Here is a 19,270-nt window from a genome sequence, read left to right on the forward strand (position 1 = left end):
GGAGGGTTCCGGGTTTTGTGAACGGCTGGCAATTGCTTACCCTTCCAGTTCCGCTTCTTCTTCCGTCATCCTCGTCAGTGTTTCAGACCTGCGACAGACTTCGAAAAAAAGTCGCAAGCCCCGCGACTATTCAGGGCTTGCGACTCGTTGCCGATACGTCCTTCAAACTCCCTGGACGTCATCGACGGGTAGGCCTGCCGTGTTCATTGCCGAACGTGCGGGCCTAGTTCTGCACCTCAACCGTGTCGAAATCCGGCGCGTCTGGTGCGTCTGGTGCATCCGGGGCGTCTGGCGCATCCGGTGCATCCGGGGCGTCCGCCACATCCTCTCTGGCCGCTCTCGCCTCAGCTTTGGCAGCGTCTCTGACTGCGTTCGCTTCGGCTTTGGCGGCGTCCCTGGCGGCATCTGCGTCTGCCTTCGCGGCATCCCTGGCTGCATCCGCAGCGGCCCGGGCAGCGTCTCTGGCTGCATCGGCCTCTGCACGCGGTACGCCAGCAGCTCTTGCGGCATCCCGGATTGCATCCGCCTCAGCTCTGGCGACGTCCCGGGCTGTATCTGCAGCGGCTTTTGCCGCATCCCGGGCCGCATCTGCATCAGCCTTGGCCACGTCTCTGGCTACATCAGCGTCATTTCTGGCAACGCCTCTGTCTTCCGCGGCTTCCCTTGCAGCGTCACCAACGTCTTCTGCGGCTTCCCTTGCAGCGTCACCAACGTCTTCTGCGGCTTCCCTTGCAGCGTCATCGGCGTCTTCTGCGGCTTCCCTGGCGGCATCTGCGGCGTTATCCGCGTCGTTGTCATCGTCGTTGTCACGCGCGTCTTTGTCTTTTGCTTTGCCTGGGCCTCTATTCCCGGCCATACCACCATGGTCATCGTCGTTGTCATGCGCATTGCCCGGGCCTTTGTTCCCGGCTACACCACCATGGTCAGCGTCGCCGCGCCCAGAGCCTCCATTACCGTCACCACCATGGCCTGCTGCACCATGACCGCCACCGCCGTCACCACCGTGACCGCCGCCTCCTGAGCCTCCACTACCGGAGCCACCACCTCCACTACCGGAGCCACCGCCTCCACTGCCGCCGTGGCCACCTCCGCCGTCACCACCACCTCCGGAACCGCCGCCACCGCCGTGACCACCACCTCCGGAGCCACCGCCACCACCGTGACCACCGCCTCCGGAGCCACCGCCACCACCGTTACCACCACCTCCGGAGCCGCCGCCACCGCCACCGCCGTGACCTCCACCGCCTCCGCCGCTACCACCACCGCCGCTGCCGCCATCTTTGGCATACACGCTGGAGAAACTACCGATGTAATCGGGCACCAGGACAGTCGATGCCGACAGGACCCCGCCTATTGCCAGAGCCAACAAACATTTCTTGAGCAGCATGATGCACCTCCTCTTGGAGTTGCGTTGTCACCTCCGTATTGAACGCAATGTCCAGTGAGTTCGCGGCCGCCCATTGGAGCGGCCAGCCAACCGGCACGGCCATAAATCTGCAGCAATAACGAGCCACCGCGGTTTCCGTACGATCCCTCAGAGCCAGCTAGCATTTTAGCGTGGGAAATATTCCCACATATTCAGATTAGCCCTATCAGCCCAAGTGTCAACGACCAAATATCAGGCAACGGCCGGGTATCAGAAACCGTGGCCAAGCAACAGTCCAGCCTCGCTATCCGGGCTGGCGTCGGAAAACCCCTTGACGGCATACAACTGAATCTTCCAGTTCTGATTGAGCTTGTGCGTGAGAAAGAGGGTGAGTTCCTTGATCTGGTCGCCCGTGGAAACGACCTTCTGTCGCCAGTCGTAGGACACGCCCGCCGTGGTGCGCGCGAACACCGGCATGGCGAAGCCCAGGCCGGCGAATATCGGGTTGTCGAAGTCGGAGCCCGACGGGTCGCCGAACTTTTTCCAGCCCAGGGTCGCAAACCCGGTCACAGGGCCGAAGGCTTTGGCGACATCGACCTGGGCGGAATAGTCGGTTTTGCCGGTGCCCAGACACTCGTCTTCGTCGGCGGTGGGCAACTTGACCTTGCCGATCAGGTCCACGAACAGCCCGCCAACGCTGCCGTCAAGCACGGCATAGCCAGCACCGGCGACGGTGTCGCCCAAACCGCTTTCCACTTTGCCGCAGCCGCCGGGCAACGGCTCGCCGTCAGGGCCGACCGAAGGATTGGTGATGCGCAGCCAAGGCACGGTGAGCTTGTAGGTCATGGGACCGGTTTCGTATCTGCCCACCAGCGGGACGTACCAGGTTTCGGAAGTCGTACCGGTGCCATAGTCGCCCCGCGAGTAGTCGGCTCCGATCGAGGTCGTGAAGGTATCGGCCAAGACCGGCAAGGCCAGGCTGGCAAGCCAACCGACGAGCAGGATGCGCTTGGGGTCCATGTTCACCTCGTCTCTGGCGTCATCGAAGTTCACACGCAGGTTTTGTTGCGTGACTTACCCAGCCTAGTTACTTATGACGCAAGTGCATCATGGCTGCACTGCTTAACCCGACTTGCCAGAGCGATCGACTTTTTCAACCGGCTCAACCTTCTCGACTTTTTCCACTTTTTCCACTTTTTCTACCTTCTCGACTTTTTCTGGCCGATCAATCTTCTCTACCTTCTCTGGCCGATCAACTTTCTCGACTTTCTCCGGACGTTCGACCTTTTCGACTTTCTCTACCCTCTCTACCCTCTCCACTTTCTCGGCTTTGCCGGATTGCTCGACCTTCTCGATACGCTCTGACTTGCCGGACTTGTCCACGTCCACGCGTTCTATCTTGTCGCCACCGCCATGACTGTCACTGCCCCCGTGGCGAGTATCGTCGATGACGTTGCCTGCGCCCTCGGAGCGGCCGCTCCTGTCACTGCCCGAGTTCCCTGAACTGCCGGAATTGCCGGAGTTGTCGGAACTGTCAGGGCTGTCGGAGCCGCTCGAGTTGCCCGAGCCACTTGAGTCGTCGGTGTCTTGCTCGCTGGTGCCGAGTCGTCCGTGCCGGTTGCTGGCTGGCGAATCGGAGCGCTCGCGGGGCAATTCGATACGCGTTGCCTGCACGTCCCGCGCGCCGGTGAACACGCCGTTGATCCGCACACGTCGATCCAGCGTCAGCTGCGAAGCCTGCACACCGACAAACACAGTGTCGCGCGCCAGCGTCACATTAAAGCCGCCCACCACCAAATGGCGGTCCTGCCGGCCCTGTATCAGGCCCTCGATCACCGCATTGTGTGCCCGGCCAATGAAAGGCAGGCTCGGGTCGGGGCGGCTTTGGCTCACGTCCAGCTCGCGACCGGACCAGTGGCCGCGCACCAACATTTCCTGCGCCGCACCTGAGTGATTGCTGAGTTTGAGCCCCTGGAGATAGCCGCTGCGATCCACCGAGCCGATGGCACTGGCCTCCTTGAGGCCGGGCGCCCGGTCGATGCGACTGGCCACCACTTCGCCACGAGCATCGCGCAGCCCGCTGACCCGTACGGGATCACCCGGACGCAGACCGGCAGCGACCTGGGCACCGTTGGCCAGGCGTACTGGTTGCCCCATGACGCGCATGGGCATGGAATCGCGCGGCAGGGCTGTCAAAGGGCCTTCGTAGGCGTGCAGGATAGAAATGCGCCCGGCTTCCAGCCCTCGCCGGGAGTTGAACGCTTCCACGGCAACCACTTGGCCTACCGCCAGGCGGGTACTGGAGCTGGCAATGCCGTTCTCGCTGACAGGAACGTTGTTGTTGAAGTGCACTTCCACGCCATTGACGCAGATCGAGGCAAACCCGGTGATGGTGCCGACAATCCCGGTGCCACCGATTCCTCCGTTATCGTCGCTGATACCCGTGCCACCCACTCCACCTGCAACGGCACCGGTGCCGCCAATGCCGCCAGGGCGTTTTTTCAGCGGTGCGCCGGTACCACCGACTCCACCGTTGTCGGTGTCGATGCCGGTACCGCCCATGCCGCCAGGCGCTGCGCCCGTGCCGCCGGTGCCTCCCGGCGCCTGAATGACCGGCACTTCGCTGGTGCCCGCGTCATTCTGGCTGACACAGGCCGGGGCGGCTTGCAACACAATCGGAAGCGCGAGGCCCAGAACGAGGGCGACTGCACGAATCAGGCGCAATTTGACGGTCATGGTTCAGGGGCTTTTGGCGAATGGGTATCGGTAGCTTCAGTGTAGAAGTACAAGCCGACCGTGATGCGTTGGCGTGGTTCAAGGCTGGGCAGGTCCCGGAATTCCAGTTCGGCGGCGAGTCGGTTGAAGCTCAACAGGGCCTGCATTCCCTCGCTGGCCACGGCCTCGCGCAACGCCTCGACGCTCATCGGGGCCAGTGCGTCATAGTGCACGCTGCGTTCAAAAAAGGCCGGGGCTTCGCTGCTCAGATTGTGTACCGCAGCGCAGGCATGATCGTGCAGGTTATGCCCCAGGTAAGCGGTTTTCTCATCGAAGCCCTTTTGTGGCACGAAGGCCTGGGCTTCAAGGTGAACGCGCTCTTGTTCGTCAAGGCGCACGACCCCCAGGCGCAGCCACTCGTCCAATACCACCCGCGCCCTGATATCCGTACTGACCTGCGCCACCAAGGCGTCAAAGGAGCGGTCGCCGCCGACACTGGCCAATCGAGGCAGTGGCAGCGGCTGGCCGGCGTCGTTGCAAAAGGGCGCCTTGGCCCAGGCGTTGACCAGTTGCGCACCGAACGTGATGTTTTCCGGAAGCGTGGAAGCAGCCGGGTCGCTGGTATTGCGCAAGCGCCGTACATCCTTGCGATGCACGCCGGTGAGCAGGCTGATGCGGCTGTCGGTCGGTGCCTTCTCGCCCAAGCGGAACTCACGGTCCGCCACTTCGACGAAAACCTCCTTGAGCAGGTCGGCAAACACCAGGTAGGTGACGCCTTTGCGCAGCATCAGGCGCACCAGCGGCTGCATGACATGCCGCAAGGCTTTGAGGAGCGAAGTAGGCAGCGTGGACGATTGCATTCAGCGAATTCCTGGGTAGACAACCCCAGTATAGCTGCGTGGGAAATAATCCCATGAATTTCCCGCGAGCAGTGCCAACGCAATACGCGTTGCAATCCCTGAATAGCACGGGAGCAATCCGTCAGACTTACAGCATCGCCTGAATTTTATGCGCGGGAATTTTTCCCGCGCAATGAAGTTAGTTCGGGTTTACAGATGTGAAATACAGTCTGTTGATCGCTACCCCGGTACCGAGGTTTTTTGCGCACCGACACTGCCCGCCCTGCCGGCGACGACCAGTGCCACGCAACAGGCCAGTAACGAGAATGCGGCGAATGCGCCCATCACATGCAGATAAGGCAACACGTGATTCCAGGCTCGAGCCACCCCCAGGAAAGCGGCGAATAGCCAACCGCTCATGGAAAGCGCACCCAACAAGGCGAGCCGCGTGCGGCCTGCACTGCGCAGTGCGACGAATGGAGCCTTTTGCAGCAGCGGGAAGCCGATTCGATGCAAGAGTGCACCGTTGAGGCTCAGCAGCGCGACGACCGTCACCTTGGCCCAGAGTTTCTGATTGAGCAGATACGCGTCGCCTTCATTGAGATAACCCTGTAGCACCAGCAACAGTCCGCTTGCCCAAAGGGCCAGCAGGGCAAGGCTGACAATCTTCTGGGTTTCATCGAGGTATTCAAGCCTCGCCTGGTCCAGTATTTCCTTGCGCCAACTCCAAAGCTTGTGATCCGCCTGCAACACCCTCCCCAGGGCAATACACGTAGCGAGCAGATGACCGTACACGAGAAGCATTTTGAGCATTGCCTTGACCTTATTATTGTTTTGGCGCTGCGTTCCCTGCTTCGCTGAAGTGAAAACGAATGATACAAATTTGCAATTGCACTTTCAAGATTAACGTTCTCTAACATTCGCCAGCACAGACCGCCATATGACTTTCGTCGCACATGGAAACGACTATCTTTCAGGGAACGGCCTCAAGGGGATCGCAGACTTCCCTACTCAAACTCTGTAATCAGGATCAACCAGGAGAACAGCATGCGCACACTGACCGTTGCCGCATTCGTGAGTCTGGACGGCGTCATGCAAGCGCCCGGCGGGCCTGAGGAGGATTGCAGTGGCGGATTCCGCTTCGGTGGCTGGATCGTGCCCTACGCCGACAAAACCACCGGCCAGGCCGTCCAGGACCTGTTCTCGCAGCCATTCGAGTTGCTGCTGGGACGTCGTACCTACGACATCTTCGCCGCCTATTGGCCGCACATTCAGGCCGACTCAACCCACCACACCATCGCTGACCTGTTCAACGCCGTCCCCAAACATGTGGCCACCCATCGCGCCAACTCGCTGGCCTGGCACAACAGTCATGCGCTGGAAGGCAACCTGGTCGACGCGATCAGCGCGCTTAAACGCCAGGACGGTCCTCAGCTACTGACCCAGGGCAGCGGCGATCTGGTACGCCAACTGCTTGCCGCCGGCCTGGTGGACGAGTTGCGGCTGATGATTCACCCCATCCTGCTGGGGCGCGGCAAGCGCCTGTTCGACGACAACGCACAGGCGTCGGCCTTCACCCTGGTGAATTCGATCAGCTCACCCGGGGGTGTGCTGATCGCCCGCTACATCCGCAGCGGCGAGGTGCGCACAGGTTCGTTCGAGGGCGTCAGGCAGCGATAGCCACCGTCTCTCTCGGTTGGGGTATGCCTCACGCCACCGGCATCAACTTCGCGTAAGCCTGCAAATGGTGATCGTCGTCGCCGAACTGGCGCGCCACCATCAGCAGATGCTTGGCATGGTGCGACAACATGTATTCCCAGGTCAGGCCGATACCGCCGTGCAACTGGATGCTCTGGTCCGCGACAAAGCGGCTGGCGCGGCTGACGATAAACTTGGCGGCGGCCAGGACGCGGCTGCGCTCGTCACTGTCGGCCTGATCGCCCACGCAAGCGGCGAGCAGGGTCATCGAGGTGGCCTGGTCCAGCTCGATGCGCATATCCACCATGCGGTGTTGCAGCACCTGGAACTTGCCGATGGGCTGACCGAACTGCTGGCGGGTTTTCAGGTAATCGAGGGTCAAGGCGCACGCCGCTTCCATGCTGCCCACGGCTTCAGCGCATTGCGCGGCGATGCAACGACCTTGCTGGTAACGCAGCGCCGGCAAGGACTGCCCCACTTCGCCGAGCACCGCACTGCTTTTGACGAACACGTCTTCAAGGTACAGCTCGCAGCCCATCCGCCCGTCCAGGGTGTCGAAGGTGCGTCGACTGACGCCGCTGTCTTGCGGGTCGACCAGGAACAGAGTGATGCCCTTCTCGTCCCGAACACCGCCACTGGTGCGCGCCGACACCAGAATCAGCCCGGCGCTCTGACCGCCGATAATCACCGACTTGCGGCCATTGAGTTTCCAGCCGCCGCTGACTGGCTCGGCGATGGTCTGAACGTCGTGCAGCTGGTAGTGACTCTGCGGCTCATCGAGGGCCACGGCCAGTTGCAGGCCGGCGCTGCCGACTTGCGGCAACAGCGTGTCTTTCTGGGCAGCGTTGCCCAACTGGTCGACCAGGCCGCCGGCGAAAATCACCGAATGCAGGAAAGGCTCCAGGCACAGGCCCCGGCCCAGTTCGGTCATGATCAGCATGTTCTCCACACCGCTGCCACCATAGCCGCCATAGGCTTCGGCAAAGGGCGCGGCGCACAGTCCGAGTTCACCCAGTTGCTGCATGAACGGACCGCTGAAACCCTGCCTGCTCTGGCGGTACTGCTCGCGATGCTCAAAACCATAAACGTCACGCACCAGGCGCGCGGCGGTTTCCTGCAGCATCAGCTGCTCTTCTGTCAGTTTGAAATCCATGGTCGTGGCGCCTTAGAGTTCGAGGATCATTTTCGCGATGATGTTCTTCTGGATTTCATTGGCGCCGCCATAGATCGAGGCCTTGCGCGCATCCAGGTACTGGTAGGTGGCCGCGCTGCTGTAGTCGGTGTAGAGCAACGGTTCGCTGCCATAACCCAGTTCATCTTCAATGAACGGCAACGCGTACGGCCCCACGGCCTTACTGATCAGGTAGGTGATGGCCTGCCGAATCTCGGTGCCCCTGATCTTCAGGAACGAGCTTTCGGCACCGGGTACATCGCCGTTTTGTGTCGCCGCCAACGTGCGCAGGTTGCTCATTTCGGCCGCCATCAATTGCATGTCGACTTCGGCGATCTGCGCGCGGAACAACGGATCTTCGATCAGCGGCCGACCGTCACGCACTTCCTGGCTGGCAATGCGCTTGAGCCGGGTGAGCAATGCCTTGTTCTGCGCGATCCCGCCGATGCTGGTGCGTTCGTGGGTCAGCAAGTACTTGGCGCAGGTCCAGCCCTCATTCTCTTGCCCGACCAGATTCGCCACCGGCACCCGCACATTGTCGAAGAACACCTCGTTGACTTCATGTTCGCCGTCCAGGGTGATGATCGGCCGCACCGTGATGCCCGGGGTTTTCATGTCGATCAGCAGGAACGAAATGCCTCGTTGCTTACGGGCCTCGGGGTCGGTACGCACCAGGCAGAACATCCAGTCGGCAAAGTGCGCCAAGGTGGTCCAGGTCTTCTGGCCGTTGACCACGTAGTGATCGCCCTCGCGCACCGCGCGGGTTTTCAGCGACGACAAATCAGAGCCGGCCCCGGGTTCGGAGTAGCCCTGGCACCACCAGTCCTCACAGGAAAGAATCCGGGGAAGGAAGTGTGCTTTCTGCTCGGCGGTGCCGAACTTGATGATCACCGGGGCGACCATTTTCAGGCCGAACGACACCACTTTCGGTGCGCCCGCGGCAAAGCATTCTTCGTCGAAAATATGCTTCTGCACGGCACTCCAGCCGGTGCCGCCGAACTCGACCGGCCACCCCGGCGCGAGCCAGCCCTGGCGGTCGAGAATCTGCATCCATTGCACCTGATGCGCTTTGCTCAGGCGTTTGCCCAACGAGATTCGCTCGGACAGTTCGCCAGGCAAATGGTCGCGCAAGAAAGCCCGGACTTCCTGGCGAAAGGCCTGTTCCTGTGGGGAAAATTCAATGTCCATCCATCCACTCCAAAACCATCTGGGCAACACACAATCCCTGTAGGAGCGAGCCTGCTCGCGATAGCGTCTTCACATTCAACATATGTGCTGAATGGCCCACCGCCATCGCGAGCAGGCTCGCTCCTACAGGGGTCAATACAGTGTTTATTCGAAAACGATCACCGAACGCGCCAGCTCACCGCGACGCAGTTCTTCGAACGCCTCGTTGATCTGGTCCAGACGGATGCGCTGGGAAATCATCTCGTCGAGCTTGAGCTTGCCGGACATGTAGAAATCCACCAGGCGCGGCATGTCGACCGGGAAGCGGTTGGAGCCCATCAGCGAGCCCTGGATGCGCCGTTCGTGGAGCAATTGCAACGGGTCGAGTTCGATTTTCAGGCCCGGCTTGAGCATGCCGATCACCGTGGCGGTGCCGCCGCGAGCCAACATGGCGAACGCCTGCTCGGCGGTCTGCTTGAGGCCGATGCATTCGAAAGCGTGGTGCACACCGCCGCGAGTCAACTCCATCACTCGCTTGGCGGCATCGCCGTCCCGGCCGTTGATCACATCGGTGGCGCCGAACTGCCTGGCCAGTTCCAGCTTCGAGTCGAGCATGTCGATGGCAATGATCCGCCCTGCCCCGGCCAGCGCCGCGCCGTTGATCGCGGCCAGACCGATACCGCCGCAACCGATCACGGCCACCGTCTCCCCCGGCCGCACCTTGGCGGTGTTGAACACCGCGCCGGTGCCGGTAGTCACCGCGCAACCGAGCAAGGCGGCGCGGTCCAGCGGCATGTCGCGGCGGATCGCCACGCAGGCGTTTTCGTGCACCAGCATCTGCTCGGCGAACCCGGACAGGTTGACGAATTGCGGCATCGGTTTGTGCACGTAGGTCAGGCGCGGCTCTTCGTCCTTGTCGCGCTTGGTTTCCGGCGACACGCAGCGCGCCAGATGGCCGGTCACACAGTGTTCGCAATGACCGCAGAACACCGTCAGGCAGGTCACCACATGATCGCCGGGCTTGACCGAACGCACTTCGGAGCCGACCTGTTCGACCACACCGGCGGCTTCATGACCCAACACCATCGGGCCGGGATACGGAAACGAGCCGTCGATGACATGCAAGTCCGAGTGGCACACACCCACGGCTTTGGTGCGGATCAACACTTCGCGCGGACCCGGTTTGCTGATGCCCACCTCTTCGATGACCAGCGGGGCTCCAACCTGATGGAATACGGCAGCTTTCATGGCAGTTCTCTCAACAATGATGTGGGGTTCAGGCCGGGCTGGCCGCTGTACGCAATACGGCCTTGGCATGACTGAAGGTGCGGAAACCGTCGATGCCGTGGTAGGCACCCATGCCGCTCTGGCCGACACCGCCGAACGGCAAGCCTTCGGTGCTGGCGTGGCTCATCACGCCGTTGAGGGTCACGCCACCGGAACAGGTGCGGCTGAGTACCTGGGCCTCTTCGGCGGCATCGTTGCCGAAGTAGTACAAGGCCAGCGGACGCGGCCGTGCGTTGATCCGGGCAATCACGTCGCTGATCGATTCGTAAGGCTTGATCGGCAGCAGCGGGCCGAAGATTTCATCCTGCATCACCTGCAAATCGTCACCGGGGTTGCGCAGCAGCGTCGGCACGATCTTGTTCAGTGTCGATTGACTGAAATCTTCAGCGCCGGCGTTCAGCTCTATCAACTCGACACCGGCGGCGTGGGCCTCGCTCAGGTAACCCTGCAAGCGCTCGAAATGCCGGGCGTTGATGATCGAGGTGTAGTCGGGGTTGTCCCTGAGCGTCGGGAAGAACTTCGCCACCACGGCCTTGGCCACGCCGATGAAGGCGTCCACCGACTCTTGCGGGACAAACACGTAGTCCGGTGCCACGCACAACTGGCCGGCATTGAGCAGCTTGCCGATCACGATCTTGGCCACCGCGTCGTTGAAGTCCGTCGAGCGCGAGATGATCGTCGGCGACTTGCCGCCCAATTCCAGGGTCACCGGCACCAGGTTCTCTGCCGCCGCGCGCAATACGTGTTTGCCGATGCTGGTGGCGCCCGTGAACAGCAGATGGTCGAACGGCTGGCCGCAGAACGCCTGGCCGACCTCTGCGCCGCCCAGAACGACCGCTACCTCTTCTTCGGCGTACACCGAACGAATCAGACGGGCGATCAATGCCGAGGTGTGCGGATTGAATTCCGACGGTTTGATCATCACCCGGTTGCCCGCCGCCAAAGCGCCGGCAAGCCCGCTGAACACCATGTAGCCGGGCACATTCCAGGCCGTGACGATGCCCACGACTCCCAGGGGCTGGTATTGCACCCAGGCTTCACCGGCCCGGGCCTGACGTTGTTCCGGGCGCATCCATTGCGCCAGTTCGGCTTTGGTCTGCTTGAGCGTGGCCAGTGGCGACAGCACTTCACTGCCTTTGGAGAAACCGGGGCTGCGATGGCCGAAATCGGCGGTCAGGGCCTCGATGATTTCCTGCTCATGATTGACCAGCAAACCGATCGCCCGGTCGAGCAATTCACAGCGTTCTTCAAGGGTATAGGGTTCGCGGGCGTGGAAGGCCGCGCGTTGTTTTTCCAGGATCGTGCGGATGTCACAGCTCGTCGAACTCTCGATGGCGTTCATCACTACCTCTCTTGTTTTTGTCAGGACGCGGCCACGGTCGGGCTGCAATGCACAGGGTCTGGCTGCATGGTTGATCATCACTGGCGCGGCGCCGCCACCCGGATCAGGTGGGTGGCGCCACGACGATGGGCTCAAGCGAGGATGCCCATGGCCTTGGCACTGTTGATGGCCTGGGTGCGACGGCAGGCGCCGAGCTTGACGTTGATGTTCTTGGCGTGGGTTTTCACGGTGTTTTCCGAGATGAACAAGCGGCTGCCCACTTCGCGTACCGACATGCCTTCGGCCAGCAACTTGAGCACCGACACCTCGCGGGGTGTCAGGTCATCCTGGTAATCCGCCACGCCGGTCAGGCGAACCGGCAAAACCTTGTCGTCGTTGGCCGGTTGCTCGCGGGCGGCGATCCGGGCTTTCTGCCGTGCGATCGGCCCTTGGTAACACGCCGCGTGGATCTTGCCCCAATGCATGCGCCGCTCGGCTTCGTACAAGTGCCAGCGGGCCTTTTCCGGGTCACGGCTGCGCGAAGCGATTTCCGACAACAGCAGATAGCCGTTGAGTACAAAGGGGGCGCAGCAGTCGCGGACCTGCAACAGCCCCGCTTGCACCACCACCTCGGCTTCGTGGGTATGGCCCTGCTGCAACAGCAACTCGCCTTGCGCGAACAGCAGCCGCCCGAGCAACGGGTAAGGTTGCGCGCCCTTCACGGTCAGTCGGTTGAGCTCGCTACGCACCAGCGATTGCGCCTGCCCCCATTGCCCCTGGAGCATCAGCAGGCGCGTCCGGTCGACGTTGACCAGCACTTCCGACTCATGACTGCCCTGGCGTCGGGCCAGTTCCAGTGAGTGATCCAGCAGCGACTGGGCCTCGACCAGATCGCCGGCCTCCATCGCGATTCGCGCCAGGATGCAATGGCACAGCAACACCGACAGCCAATCTTCAGCCGTCAGGTCGTCAAGGGCCGCCCGACAATGCAGGCGCGCCGAATCGGCATGGCCGCGCAATGCCTGCAAGGTGCCGTACAGCGCCTGCCAGTTCGCCAGCAGGCGCTGATTGCGTCGGGTATCGGGCAGCGGCAGAAAATGCCCGAGCCGCGCCAGGCACTCGGCGGCTTCGTCCAGCCGCCCACTGAACAACAGCGCCTTGGCGCACAGGTAAATCAGGCGCGGGCTGCTGTGCAGCAACTGCGGCTCGATACGCTCACGCCAGTCCATCAGCTTGCTCAGATGCCGTTCGCCGAGGATCCAGCTCAGCCACAAGCGCTCCATGTAATTGGCGGCCACCTCGGGCTGATCAGCGCACAACGCCTGCTCCACCGCCTCATCGACATGCCCCAGCACGCTGAGCAACTGACAGGCCCTCAGGCGCAAGCGGTTCAGTGCCAGGCCAGTCAATTGGTGCTGCAACGCCAGGGCCACGGCCGGAAGCAGCCGAAACCAGCCAGATTGTTGCTCCACCGGGAACACAAAAGCCTGGCCGTGCAGCAGGCTGTTGAACACCCGACCGCCCTGCTGGCCTTCCCATAACTGTTCGCAGAAGTGCGCGCTGAATCGGGACAAATGCGCGAGCCCACACAGGACCTCGCGCTGTTCCTGGCTCAGTCGCGACAACAGTTCGCGCTCAAGGTATTGGGCGAGCAAGGGTGAGGACTGTGCCTGTTCCAAAGAAAGCGACAGGCGAATACCGGCGCACCACCCGCCTGTCTCATGCCAGAGTTTTTCTCTGGCCGGTGCATCGGTGTGCGGCGCCAGGGCATCGATCAGCGATTCGAACTCATCGGGGCGCAGGGCCAGTTGCCCGGTGCCCAGCTCCTGCAACTGCCCGGTCAGCATCAAGCGCGGCAGATTCCAGTCCGGGCGCTGGCGGCAGGTGACCAGCACTTGCAGTCGTGGTGTTTTGAGGGACAGGAGTTGATCGAACCAGTGGTTCAGGTCTGCGGGCATATCGACGGGAAGATCGTCGAATACCAGGTGGATTGGGGCTACCTCAAGGGCCTCATCGCGAGCAGGCTCGCTCCTACAGTTGACCGCGTTCCCCTGTAGGAGCGAGCCTGCTCGCGATAGCAATAGCTCAGGCACCACAGCTCTTGAATCGAGAAACGCCAATACTGCATCCGCCGCAGTATCAACCGCCAACCCCAATTCACCCGCCAATCCTGAAATGAAGTGCTCCAGCGTCTGCCACTGTGCACCCAAAGACATCCACACCACTTGCCCCGGCGGCGCAACGCCTTGCAAATACTGCTGCAACAATGACGTCTTGCCGTACCCGGCAGGCGCGCAAAGCAGTTGCAAGCGGCACTGCTTGCCCTCAAGTGCATCGATCAGATGCGGCCGTGGCACAAACATGGCGGACCTCGCTGATGGGAAGTGGACTCCATCATTGAGCCGGACACCGGTTTGCGCGCCACCCGCATCAGGTGGGTGCAAGCCCTGCAATGCACAACGCCCTGCGAACAGGGCGTTGCTTGAGGCGAGGGCGAACGGTCAGCGAATGCCGTCGTTGCGCAGCGCAGCCGGGGTGAAATCGGTCATCTTCGCGGTCAAGCCATAGGTGGTGGCATGCCTGGACTGGTTGGTCATGGCCAGCACGTTGTAGCGGCCTGCGATCAGATCGTAGATACCGAGCATCGCGAAGTTCGGCGCGCCACGCTCGTAATCGTTGATCGCATAACCTTCCGCCACCCGCCACAGCTGGCCACGACCGTCGTAGTGATCGACCTCGGCCAGTTGCCAGGTGTCCTCATCGAAGTACATGTCACGCTTGGCATACACGTGACGCTGACCCGGCTTGAGCGTGGCCTGCACGTGCCAGACGCGGTGCAACTCGTAGCGCGTCAGGTCCTGGTTGATATGCCCCGGCTTGATGATGTCGTCATACTTGACCTTCGGCGACTGCAACTTGTAGTTGTTGTACGGGATGTACAGCTCCTGTTTGCCCACCAGTTTCCAGTCATAACGATCCGGCGCGCCGTTCATCATGTCGGTGTTGTCGGCGGTGCGCATGCCGTCGGAGCCGTTGCCCGGGCCATCGTAAGCCACTTGCGGTGCACGCCGTACGCGGCGCTGGCCGGCGTTGTAGACCCACGCCAGGCGCGGTTCCTTGACCTGGTCGATGGTCTCGTGGATCAGGATCACACTACCGGCCATGCGCGACGGCGCGGTGATTTCCTGTTTGTAGTAGTACAGGACGTTATCGGCCTGCCCGGCATCGACGCCTTCCATCAATTGCGGGAAAGCCAGTTTGTCTTCGTACTCGACAATGTTGTAAGAACCATTGGTTTGCGGGGCAGCCTGGGCCGCAATACGTTCCATGTTGCCGCCGCGATAACGGTTGGTGTGGTTCCAGTACACCTCCACACCGTTCTTTGGAATCGGGAACGGGTAATAGCGGGTCTGAGTGAAGTTCACCAGGCCGTTGCCATCGGGGGTCAGTTCGGTGGTTACCGCGCTTTTCCTGGCGATGTCATAGATGTTTTGTGGCGAGGCTGCGGTGCGCTGGGTCTTGAACACCGGGATCTTGTAGCTGTCCGGATAGCGCTTGAACATCGCCAGCTGGCCCGGGGTCAGCTTGTCCTTGTACTGGTCGACATTGGCTGCCGTGATCACGAACTGCGGTTTTTCGCCGGCAAACGGATCGCCGAGAAAACCATTGTCGAGTGCCGCCGCGCCGGGTTTGAGGCCCCCGGTCCAGGCCGGAATGCTGCCGTTGGCATTGCCCTCTTTCTGTGCCCCCAACGGCGTCAGCGTAGTCCCCAGTTGCGCCGCCTCCTGTGGCGAAACCGCGGCCATCACACCGCTGGCCAGCAACGACAGACTCAGTGCGCCAGCGCGCAGAATTAAACGTGCGTTCATGTTCAGTTTCCTCTGGCAGGGTTGCATCAGAAATTCACGCCGAAGCTCAGCGCGGCATAGTCGCGGTCGACGTTGGTGTTGAAATCGCCACCGAAGTAGTTGGTGTAACTCAGGCTGGCGGTGTAGGTGTTCTGGTAGTCGGCGTCGACACCGAGGCTCACGGCCTTGGAGCCTTCATCGAAGTTCGGGCCGTAACCCTGCACGTCGTGGGACCAGGCGATGTTCGGCGACAGGTTGATACCGGCGATCACGTTCTGGTAATCGAGCTTGCCGCGCAGGCGATAACCCCAGCTGCTGCTGGTGTAGAAGCCATCGTTGTTGCACTCCTGCGCCGGGTTGCTGGCGTTGGGCAGGCCCGCTGCGGTCCCACGGCAAGTGGCCGCCCCCGCTGCGCCCGGCAGTTCGCCGGAACCGAAGGCCGGGCTGCGACCGAAGCGCAGGTCCGTACCGTCCGCCTTGCCCAGGCCGTTGATCTTGTTGTAACCCACCTCGCCCACCAGGGTCAGGCGACTGGCGCCGAAGACCTGATCGAAGAACTGCGTGGCGGTCACCTGGGCCTGGGTCACCGGCATGCGCTTGTAGCCGTTGACCTCGGCACCCAGGGTACGTCCGGCGAAACCGGTGGTGATCAGCGGTGACGTCGCGCCGAAAGTCGCGGCGGACAACAGGTCAGCGGTGTTCAGTTGCAGCGGCATGTTCGGCCGGTAGCTGAGTTCGCCACCGAGCGATACGCCGGCGACGTTGGTCTGGAAGCTCAAGCCGTACAGACGAATGTCTTCCGGGTAATCGATGAAGTAACGCGCACTGCGCGCCGAGGCCAAGCCACCGGCCGGGTTGCTCATCTGATTGATGCTCAGGAGCGGGTTGCGGCTGTGGTAGTTCATCGCGTAGGCGCCGAACTCGGTGTCGTTGGCTTCCGGCACATACCAGCGCAGCGCCAGGCCATACTGGCCACCGTCGCGCGCATCGTTGTCCTTCAGGCGCGGGATGAACGCGTCGTCGGTGCCGGCAGCAATGGCAGCCAGACCGCCGGTGTTCTTCGCAACACCCGGTGGCAGGTCGAGACCGGCGATCACCAGGCGATCGTCACAGCCTTGCGGCACACCGTCGTTGCCGAAGAACGTGCCGCAGTTATCGACCACCGACTTGTCCCATTGCAGCTGGTAGAAACCTTCAGCGGTGATGTTGTCGGCCAGGCCCTGGGACACGTAGAGCAGATTGACCGGGATCAGGCCCTCCTTCACTTCCGCACCCGGGCGACGCAAGGCGGCGACGTCGATCGGGTTGATGCTGTTGATCGAGTTGCCGATGAAGGTACTCTCGCCCCAGCTCACCACTTGCTTGCCCAGGCGCACGTTGCCGACCTGATCGCCAATCGTGTAGTTGTGGTAGACGAAGCTGTCGAGGAACATCGCGCCGGACGACTTGGCCGCACGGTCACGTCCCGAGTCGTCGATGTCATAGAACGGACGGCTCTCGTCCATCAGCTCGAAGTCGTACCAGTATTTACCGCGCACGAAGGCGCCGCTGTCGCCGTACTTGAGCTCCAGGTCATGCACGCCCTTGAAGATCTTCGAGAAGGTTTCACCCTTCTTGAAGTTCAGGCGGTTGTCGTCGGTGGTCCGGGACGCGGACTTGCCGCCGGTGACACCCTGGGAGTTGAAGTTGGAGATGAATTGCTTGTCTGGATCAGCTGCCGACCAGCTCGCGCCAATCGACAGCGACGAATCGAAATTGCCCTGAATTTCCCCGATATTGAAAGCGACAGCGTGAGCCTCATTGCTCGCGCAAGTGGCAACCATCACAGCGACGGCCAGCAGACTCGGCTGGAAGACTCCGCGCATTGTTTTTGTTGTCATGCGGTTTCTCCGGTTAAGGATTAAGTGTTGGAGCGCCCATGCTAGCGGCGCTCCGTTGGTGGTCTCACACCCGAACGGGTGATTTGAAACAGCGTTATTGATGGGGTTTTGTGCCGCGTAACCACCCGGTTCGAACGACGCTCACCGTGCGTTACGCTCGGTGACACTCACCCGGTAAAAGTTGGTGCTCGCTTGTCGATAAACGCCGCCACGGCTTCGCGGTGATCGGCGGTCTGGTGCGACAACACCTGGAACGTCGCCGACATTTCCAGCAGCGTGTCGAGTCGGGTGTGCAAGGCCTCGCGCAACAAACGCTTGGCCAGTCTCACGGCGTGAGGCGGGTTGGCGGCGATCGACGCAGCGATGTCCCGCGCCGTATCCAGCAACTGCTCGGCGGGAACAACGCGGGACACCAGGTTCCATTGCTCGGCCTGGCGAGCGTCGATCATTTGTCCGGTCAGGGTCAGTTCGGTGGCACGGGACAAACCGATGATGCGTGGCAACAACCAGGCACCGCCGTCGCCAGGAATGATCCCCAACTTGACGAAACTCTCGGCAAACTTCGCGTGCTCCGACGCCACGCGGATGTCACACATGCACGCCAGATCCAGCCCCGCGCCGATGGCCGCGCCATTGACCGCGGCGATCACCGGCACTTCCAGATTGAACAACGCCAGGGGTAAGCGCTGAATGCCGGTGCGATATTCCTGACGCAATTGCATGCCCGACATCTGCGCATAGCGATCCATGTCGCGCACGTTGCCACCGGAGCAGAACGCCGTGCCGGCGCCGGTGATGATCACTGCACGCACACTGCTGTCGCGTTCGATTCGCTCAATGGCTTCGAGGAATTCCGACACGGCGCTGTTGCCGGTCAGCGGATTGCGTCGCTCGGGGTCATTCATTGTCAGGGTGACGACATGACCTTCCTGTTCGTATTTCAAAAACGGGCTCATGAATGATCCTCAGGCCGATGGGGACAGGGTGACGTGACGCACGAAATGGCTGGCGCAGGTATCCGGTTGTTGAAGAAACGCCTGGCCGACGATGCCGTTCCACCAGGTTTCCGAGCCGTCGCTGATGCGCCACTCGTGCAGGCGCCGGGTGAACAGTTGCAAGTCCAGTTCTTCGGTCACGCCGATGGCGCCGAACAGTGCGTGGGCGATGGCAGTGACTTGAGGCACGGCCATGCTGGTCCGCGCTTTGGCAATGGCCGTCGCCATCAGGTCCGGCACCTGCAAAGCGCCGGAAAACGCCAGTTCAGCGGCGATGCGCGCGGCGGCCACTTGCTCGGCCATCACGCTGAGTTGATGCTGCACGGCCTGGAATTTGCCAATGGCCTTGCCGAACTGCACCCGGTCGTTGCAGTACGCCAGCGTCATGGCGAGAACCTGCTCCATGGCCCCGGCGATGGCGGCGGCGTGAATGGCGGCATTGAACACTCGTACTTCTTCGCCGTTATTGCCGATTGCGCTGCCAAGTGAATCCTGCGGCCAGTACAAGGTGGCGCATTGACTGCCGTGAACGCCCGTGGGCTCGCGGCGGGCGAGGCTGCAATCGAGCAGCAGCAACTCGCCGTCCAGGTTGACCAGGGCGAAATCAGCCAACAAACCAAACGCCACACGCGGCACACACAACAGGCCATCGGGCTGGTGGCAGGCCGTACCGGCCAGGGTCAACATGCCGGTCGGTGGCCGGCTCGGGCAGTCACGCATCAACGCGCGGGCGGCAATGCTTTGCGCCGCCGGGACCGGCAGCGCGCAGCGACCGAAGGCGACAAAAATCGGCAGCAGTGCATTCAGCGCCAGTCCCGCGCCACCAGCGACTTCAGGCGTCAGCAATTCGAGAAAACCGCTGTCTTCCAGGGCACTCCACAGCGTTACAGCGCTGTCTCCGCTTTCCACGGCACGGACCAGCGCCGGCGTGCACAAGTCGCTGAGGATCTTTTCAATGGCTTCAGTGAACATGAAGTTTTTCC

The 19,270-nt window shown here is 61.8% G+C and carries 16 protein-coding genes; 2 read left to right on the top strand and 14 right to left on the bottom strand.

Annotated features, from left to right (window positions below):
- Positions 1 to 199 precede the first annotated feature (199 nt).
- Positions 200 to 1,021, top strand: a complete 822-nt coding sequence (locus WHX55_RS18540) for a hypothetical protein (RefSeq protein ID WP_353741003.1) — start codon at positions 200 to 202, stop codon at positions 1,019 to 1,021.
- On the opposite strand, the gene WHX55_RS18545 is transcribed toward WHX55_RS18540, so the two are convergent.
- From WHX55_RS18545 to WHX55_RS18565, 5 genes are all read right to left on the bottom strand, one after another.
- Positions 910 to 1,287: a hypothetical protein gene (locus WHX55_RS18545; protein WP_353741004.1), complete on the bottom strand. Its 378-nt coding sequence runs from the start codon at positions 1,285 to 1,287 to the stop codon at positions 910 to 912. The genes WHX55_RS18540 and WHX55_RS18545 overlap by 112 nt on opposite strands.
- Before the next feature lie 349 nt (positions 1,288 to 1,636).
- The gene (locus WHX55_RS18550) at positions 1,637 to 2,386 is read right to left on the bottom strand and encodes a hypothetical protein (protein ID WP_150758726.1); all 750 of its coding nucleotides are present in this window, start codon (positions 2,384 to 2,386) and stop codon (positions 1,637 to 1,639) included.
- A 102-nt stretch (positions 2,387 to 2,488) separates the two neighbouring features.
- Positions 2,489 to 4,102, bottom strand: coding sequence for a DUF5666 domain-containing protein (locus tag WHX55_RS18555; RefSeq protein WP_353741005.1), 1,614 nt, complete (start codon positions 4,100 to 4,102; stop codon positions 2,489 to 2,491).
- Positions 4,099 to 4,941: a DUF6502 family protein gene (locus WHX55_RS18560; RefSeq protein WP_353741006.1), complete on the bottom strand. Its 843-nt coding sequence runs from the start codon at positions 4,939 to 4,941 to the stop codon at positions 4,099 to 4,101. Before WHX55_RS18560 ends, WHX55_RS18555 begins: the two co-directional genes overlap by 4 nt.
- A gap of 219 nt (positions 4,942 to 5,160) precedes the next feature.
- Positions 5,161 to 5,733, bottom strand: a complete 573-nt coding sequence (locus tag WHX55_RS18565) for a hypothetical protein (RefSeq protein WP_353741007.1) — start codon at positions 5,731 to 5,733, stop codon at positions 5,161 to 5,163.
- 234 nt (positions 5,734 to 5,967) lie between these two features.
- Between WHX55_RS18565 and WHX55_RS18570 the strand changes: the two genes are divergently transcribed.
- Positions 5,968 to 6,600: a dihydrofolate reductase family protein gene (locus tag WHX55_RS18570; protein WP_353741008.1), complete on the top strand. Its 633-nt coding sequence runs from the start codon at positions 5,968 to 5,970 to the stop codon at positions 6,598 to 6,600.
- A gap of 28 nt (positions 6,601 to 6,628) precedes the next feature.
- On the opposite strand, the gene WHX55_RS18575 is transcribed toward WHX55_RS18570, so the two are convergent.
- The 9 genes from WHX55_RS18575 to WHX55_RS18615 all read right to left on the bottom strand — a co-directional run bounded on the left by WHX55_RS18575 (position 6,629) and on the right by WHX55_RS18615 (position 19,259).
- Positions 6,629 to 7,771, bottom strand: a complete 1,143-nt coding sequence (locus tag WHX55_RS18575; protein ID WP_151214380.1) for an acyl-CoA dehydrogenase — start codon at positions 7,769 to 7,771, stop codon at positions 6,629 to 6,631.
- A gap of 12 nt (positions 7,772 to 7,783) precedes the next feature.
- Positions 7,784 to 8,977 (bottom strand): acyl-CoA dehydrogenase family protein, encoded by a 1,194-nt coding sequence (locus WHX55_RS18580; RefSeq protein WP_353741009.1) that lies wholly within the window; start codon positions 8,975 to 8,977, stop codon positions 7,784 to 7,786.
- A gap of 144 nt (positions 8,978 to 9,121) precedes the next feature.
- Positions 9,122 to 10,204, bottom strand: a complete 1,083-nt coding sequence (locus WHX55_RS18585) for a Zn-dependent alcohol dehydrogenase (RefSeq protein ID WP_151214382.1) — start codon at positions 10,202 to 10,204, stop codon at positions 9,122 to 9,124.
- A gap of 28 nt (positions 10,205 to 10,232) precedes the next feature.
- A complete protein-coding gene (locus WHX55_RS18590; RefSeq protein WP_151214383.1) occupies positions 10,233 to 11,585 on the bottom strand; it encodes a coniferyl aldehyde dehydrogenase in 1,353 nt (450 codons plus the stop codon).
- Between the two features lie 131 nt (positions 11,586 to 11,716).
- On the bottom strand, positions 11,717 to 13,927 hold the full coding sequence (locus WHX55_RS18595) for a LuxR C-terminal-related transcriptional regulator (RefSeq protein ID WP_353741010.1): 2,211 nt from the start codon (positions 13,925 to 13,927) through the stop codon (positions 11,717 to 11,719).
- Positions 13,928 to 14,065: 138 nt separating this feature from the next.
- Positions 14,066 to 15,433, bottom strand: a complete 1,368-nt coding sequence (locus WHX55_RS18600; RefSeq protein WP_151214385.1) for a DUF1329 domain-containing protein — start codon at positions 15,431 to 15,433, stop codon at positions 14,066 to 14,068.
- A gap of 26 nt (positions 15,434 to 15,459) precedes the next feature.
- On the bottom strand, positions 15,460 to 17,292 hold the full coding sequence (locus WHX55_RS18605; protein ID WP_151214386.1) for a DUF1302 domain-containing protein: 1,833 nt from the start codon (positions 17,290 to 17,292) through the stop codon (positions 15,460 to 15,462).
- 167 nt (positions 17,293 to 17,459) lie between these two features.
- Entirely contained in the window at positions 17,460 to 18,248 is a 789-nt protein-coding gene (locus WHX55_RS18610; RefSeq protein WP_151214387.1) for a crotonase/enoyl-CoA hydratase family protein, read from the bottom strand.
- A gap of 9 nt (positions 18,249 to 18,257) precedes the next feature.
- The gene (locus WHX55_RS18615) at positions 18,258 to 19,259 is read right to left on the bottom strand and encodes an acyl-CoA dehydrogenase family protein (RefSeq protein ID WP_353741011.1); all 1,002 of its coding nucleotides are present in this window, start codon (positions 19,257 to 19,259) and stop codon (positions 18,258 to 18,260) included.
- Positions 19,260 to 19,270 lie beyond the last annotated feature (11 nt).

This window comes from Pseudomonas fluorescens (assembly GCF_040448305.1).
In the GTDB taxonomy this organism is placed as follows: domain Bacteria; phylum Pseudomonadota; class Gammaproteobacteria; order Pseudomonadales; family Pseudomonadaceae; genus Aquipseudomonas; species Aquipseudomonas fluorescens_BH.

Bases quoted from the DNA above. Each gene is read 5' to 3' on its own strand.
- WHX55_RS18585 (WP_151214382.1), bottom strand. From the start codon at position 10,204: ATGAAAGCTGCCGTATTCCATCAGGTTGGAGCCCCGCTGGTCATCGAA.
- WHX55_RS18565 (WP_353741007.1), bottom strand. From the start codon at position 5,733: ATGCTCAAAATGCTTCTCGTGTACGGTCATCTGCTCGCTACGTGTATT.
- WHX55_RS18545 (WP_353741004.1), bottom strand. From the start codon at position 1,287: ATGCCAAAGATGGCGGCAGCGGCGGTGGTGGTAGCGGCGGAGGCGGTG.
- WHX55_RS18615 (WP_353741011.1), bottom strand. From the start codon at position 19,259: ATGTTCACTGAAGCCATTGAAAAGATCCTCAGCGACTTGTGCACGCCG.
- WHX55_RS18560 (WP_353741006.1), bottom strand. From the start codon at position 4,941: ATGCAATCGTCCACGCTGCCTACTTCGCTCCTCAAAGCCTTGCGGCAT.
- WHX55_RS18575 (WP_151214380.1), bottom strand. From the start codon at position 7,771: ATGGATTTCAAACTGACAGAAGAGCAGCTGATGCTGCAGGAAACCGCC.
- WHX55_RS18550 (WP_150758726.1), bottom strand. From the start codon at position 2,386: ATGGACCCCAAGCGCATCCTGCTCGTCGGTTGGCTTGCCAGCCTGGCC.
- WHX55_RS18610 (WP_151214387.1), bottom strand. From the start codon at position 18,248: ATGAGCCCGTTTTTGAAATACGAACAGGAAGGTCATGTCGTCACCCTG.
- WHX55_RS18600 (WP_151214385.1), bottom strand. From the start codon at position 15,433: ATGAACGCACGTTTAATTCTGCGCGCTGGCGCACTGAGTCTGTCGTTG.
- WHX55_RS18570 (WP_353741008.1), top strand. From the start codon at position 5,968: ATGCGCACACTGACCGTTGCCGCATTCGTGAGTCTGGACGGCGTCATG.
- WHX55_RS18590 (WP_151214383.1), bottom strand. From the start codon at position 11,585: ATGAACGCCATCGAGAGTTCGACGAGCTGTGACATCCGCACGATCCTG.
- WHX55_RS18555 (WP_353741005.1), bottom strand. From the start codon at position 4,102: ATGACCGTCAAATTGCGCCTGATTCGTGCAGTCGCCCTCGTTCTGGGC.
- WHX55_RS18605 (WP_151214386.1), bottom strand. From the start codon at position 17,292: ATGACAACAAAAACAATGCGCGGAGTCTTCCAGCCGAGTCTGCTGGCC.
- WHX55_RS18580 (WP_353741009.1), bottom strand. From the start codon at position 8,977: ATGGACATTGAATTTTCCCCACAGGAACAGGCCTTTCGCCAGGAAGTC.
- WHX55_RS18595 (WP_353741010.1), bottom strand. From the start codon at position 13,927: ATGTTTGTGCCACGGCCGCATCTGATCGATGCACTTGAGGGCAAGCAG.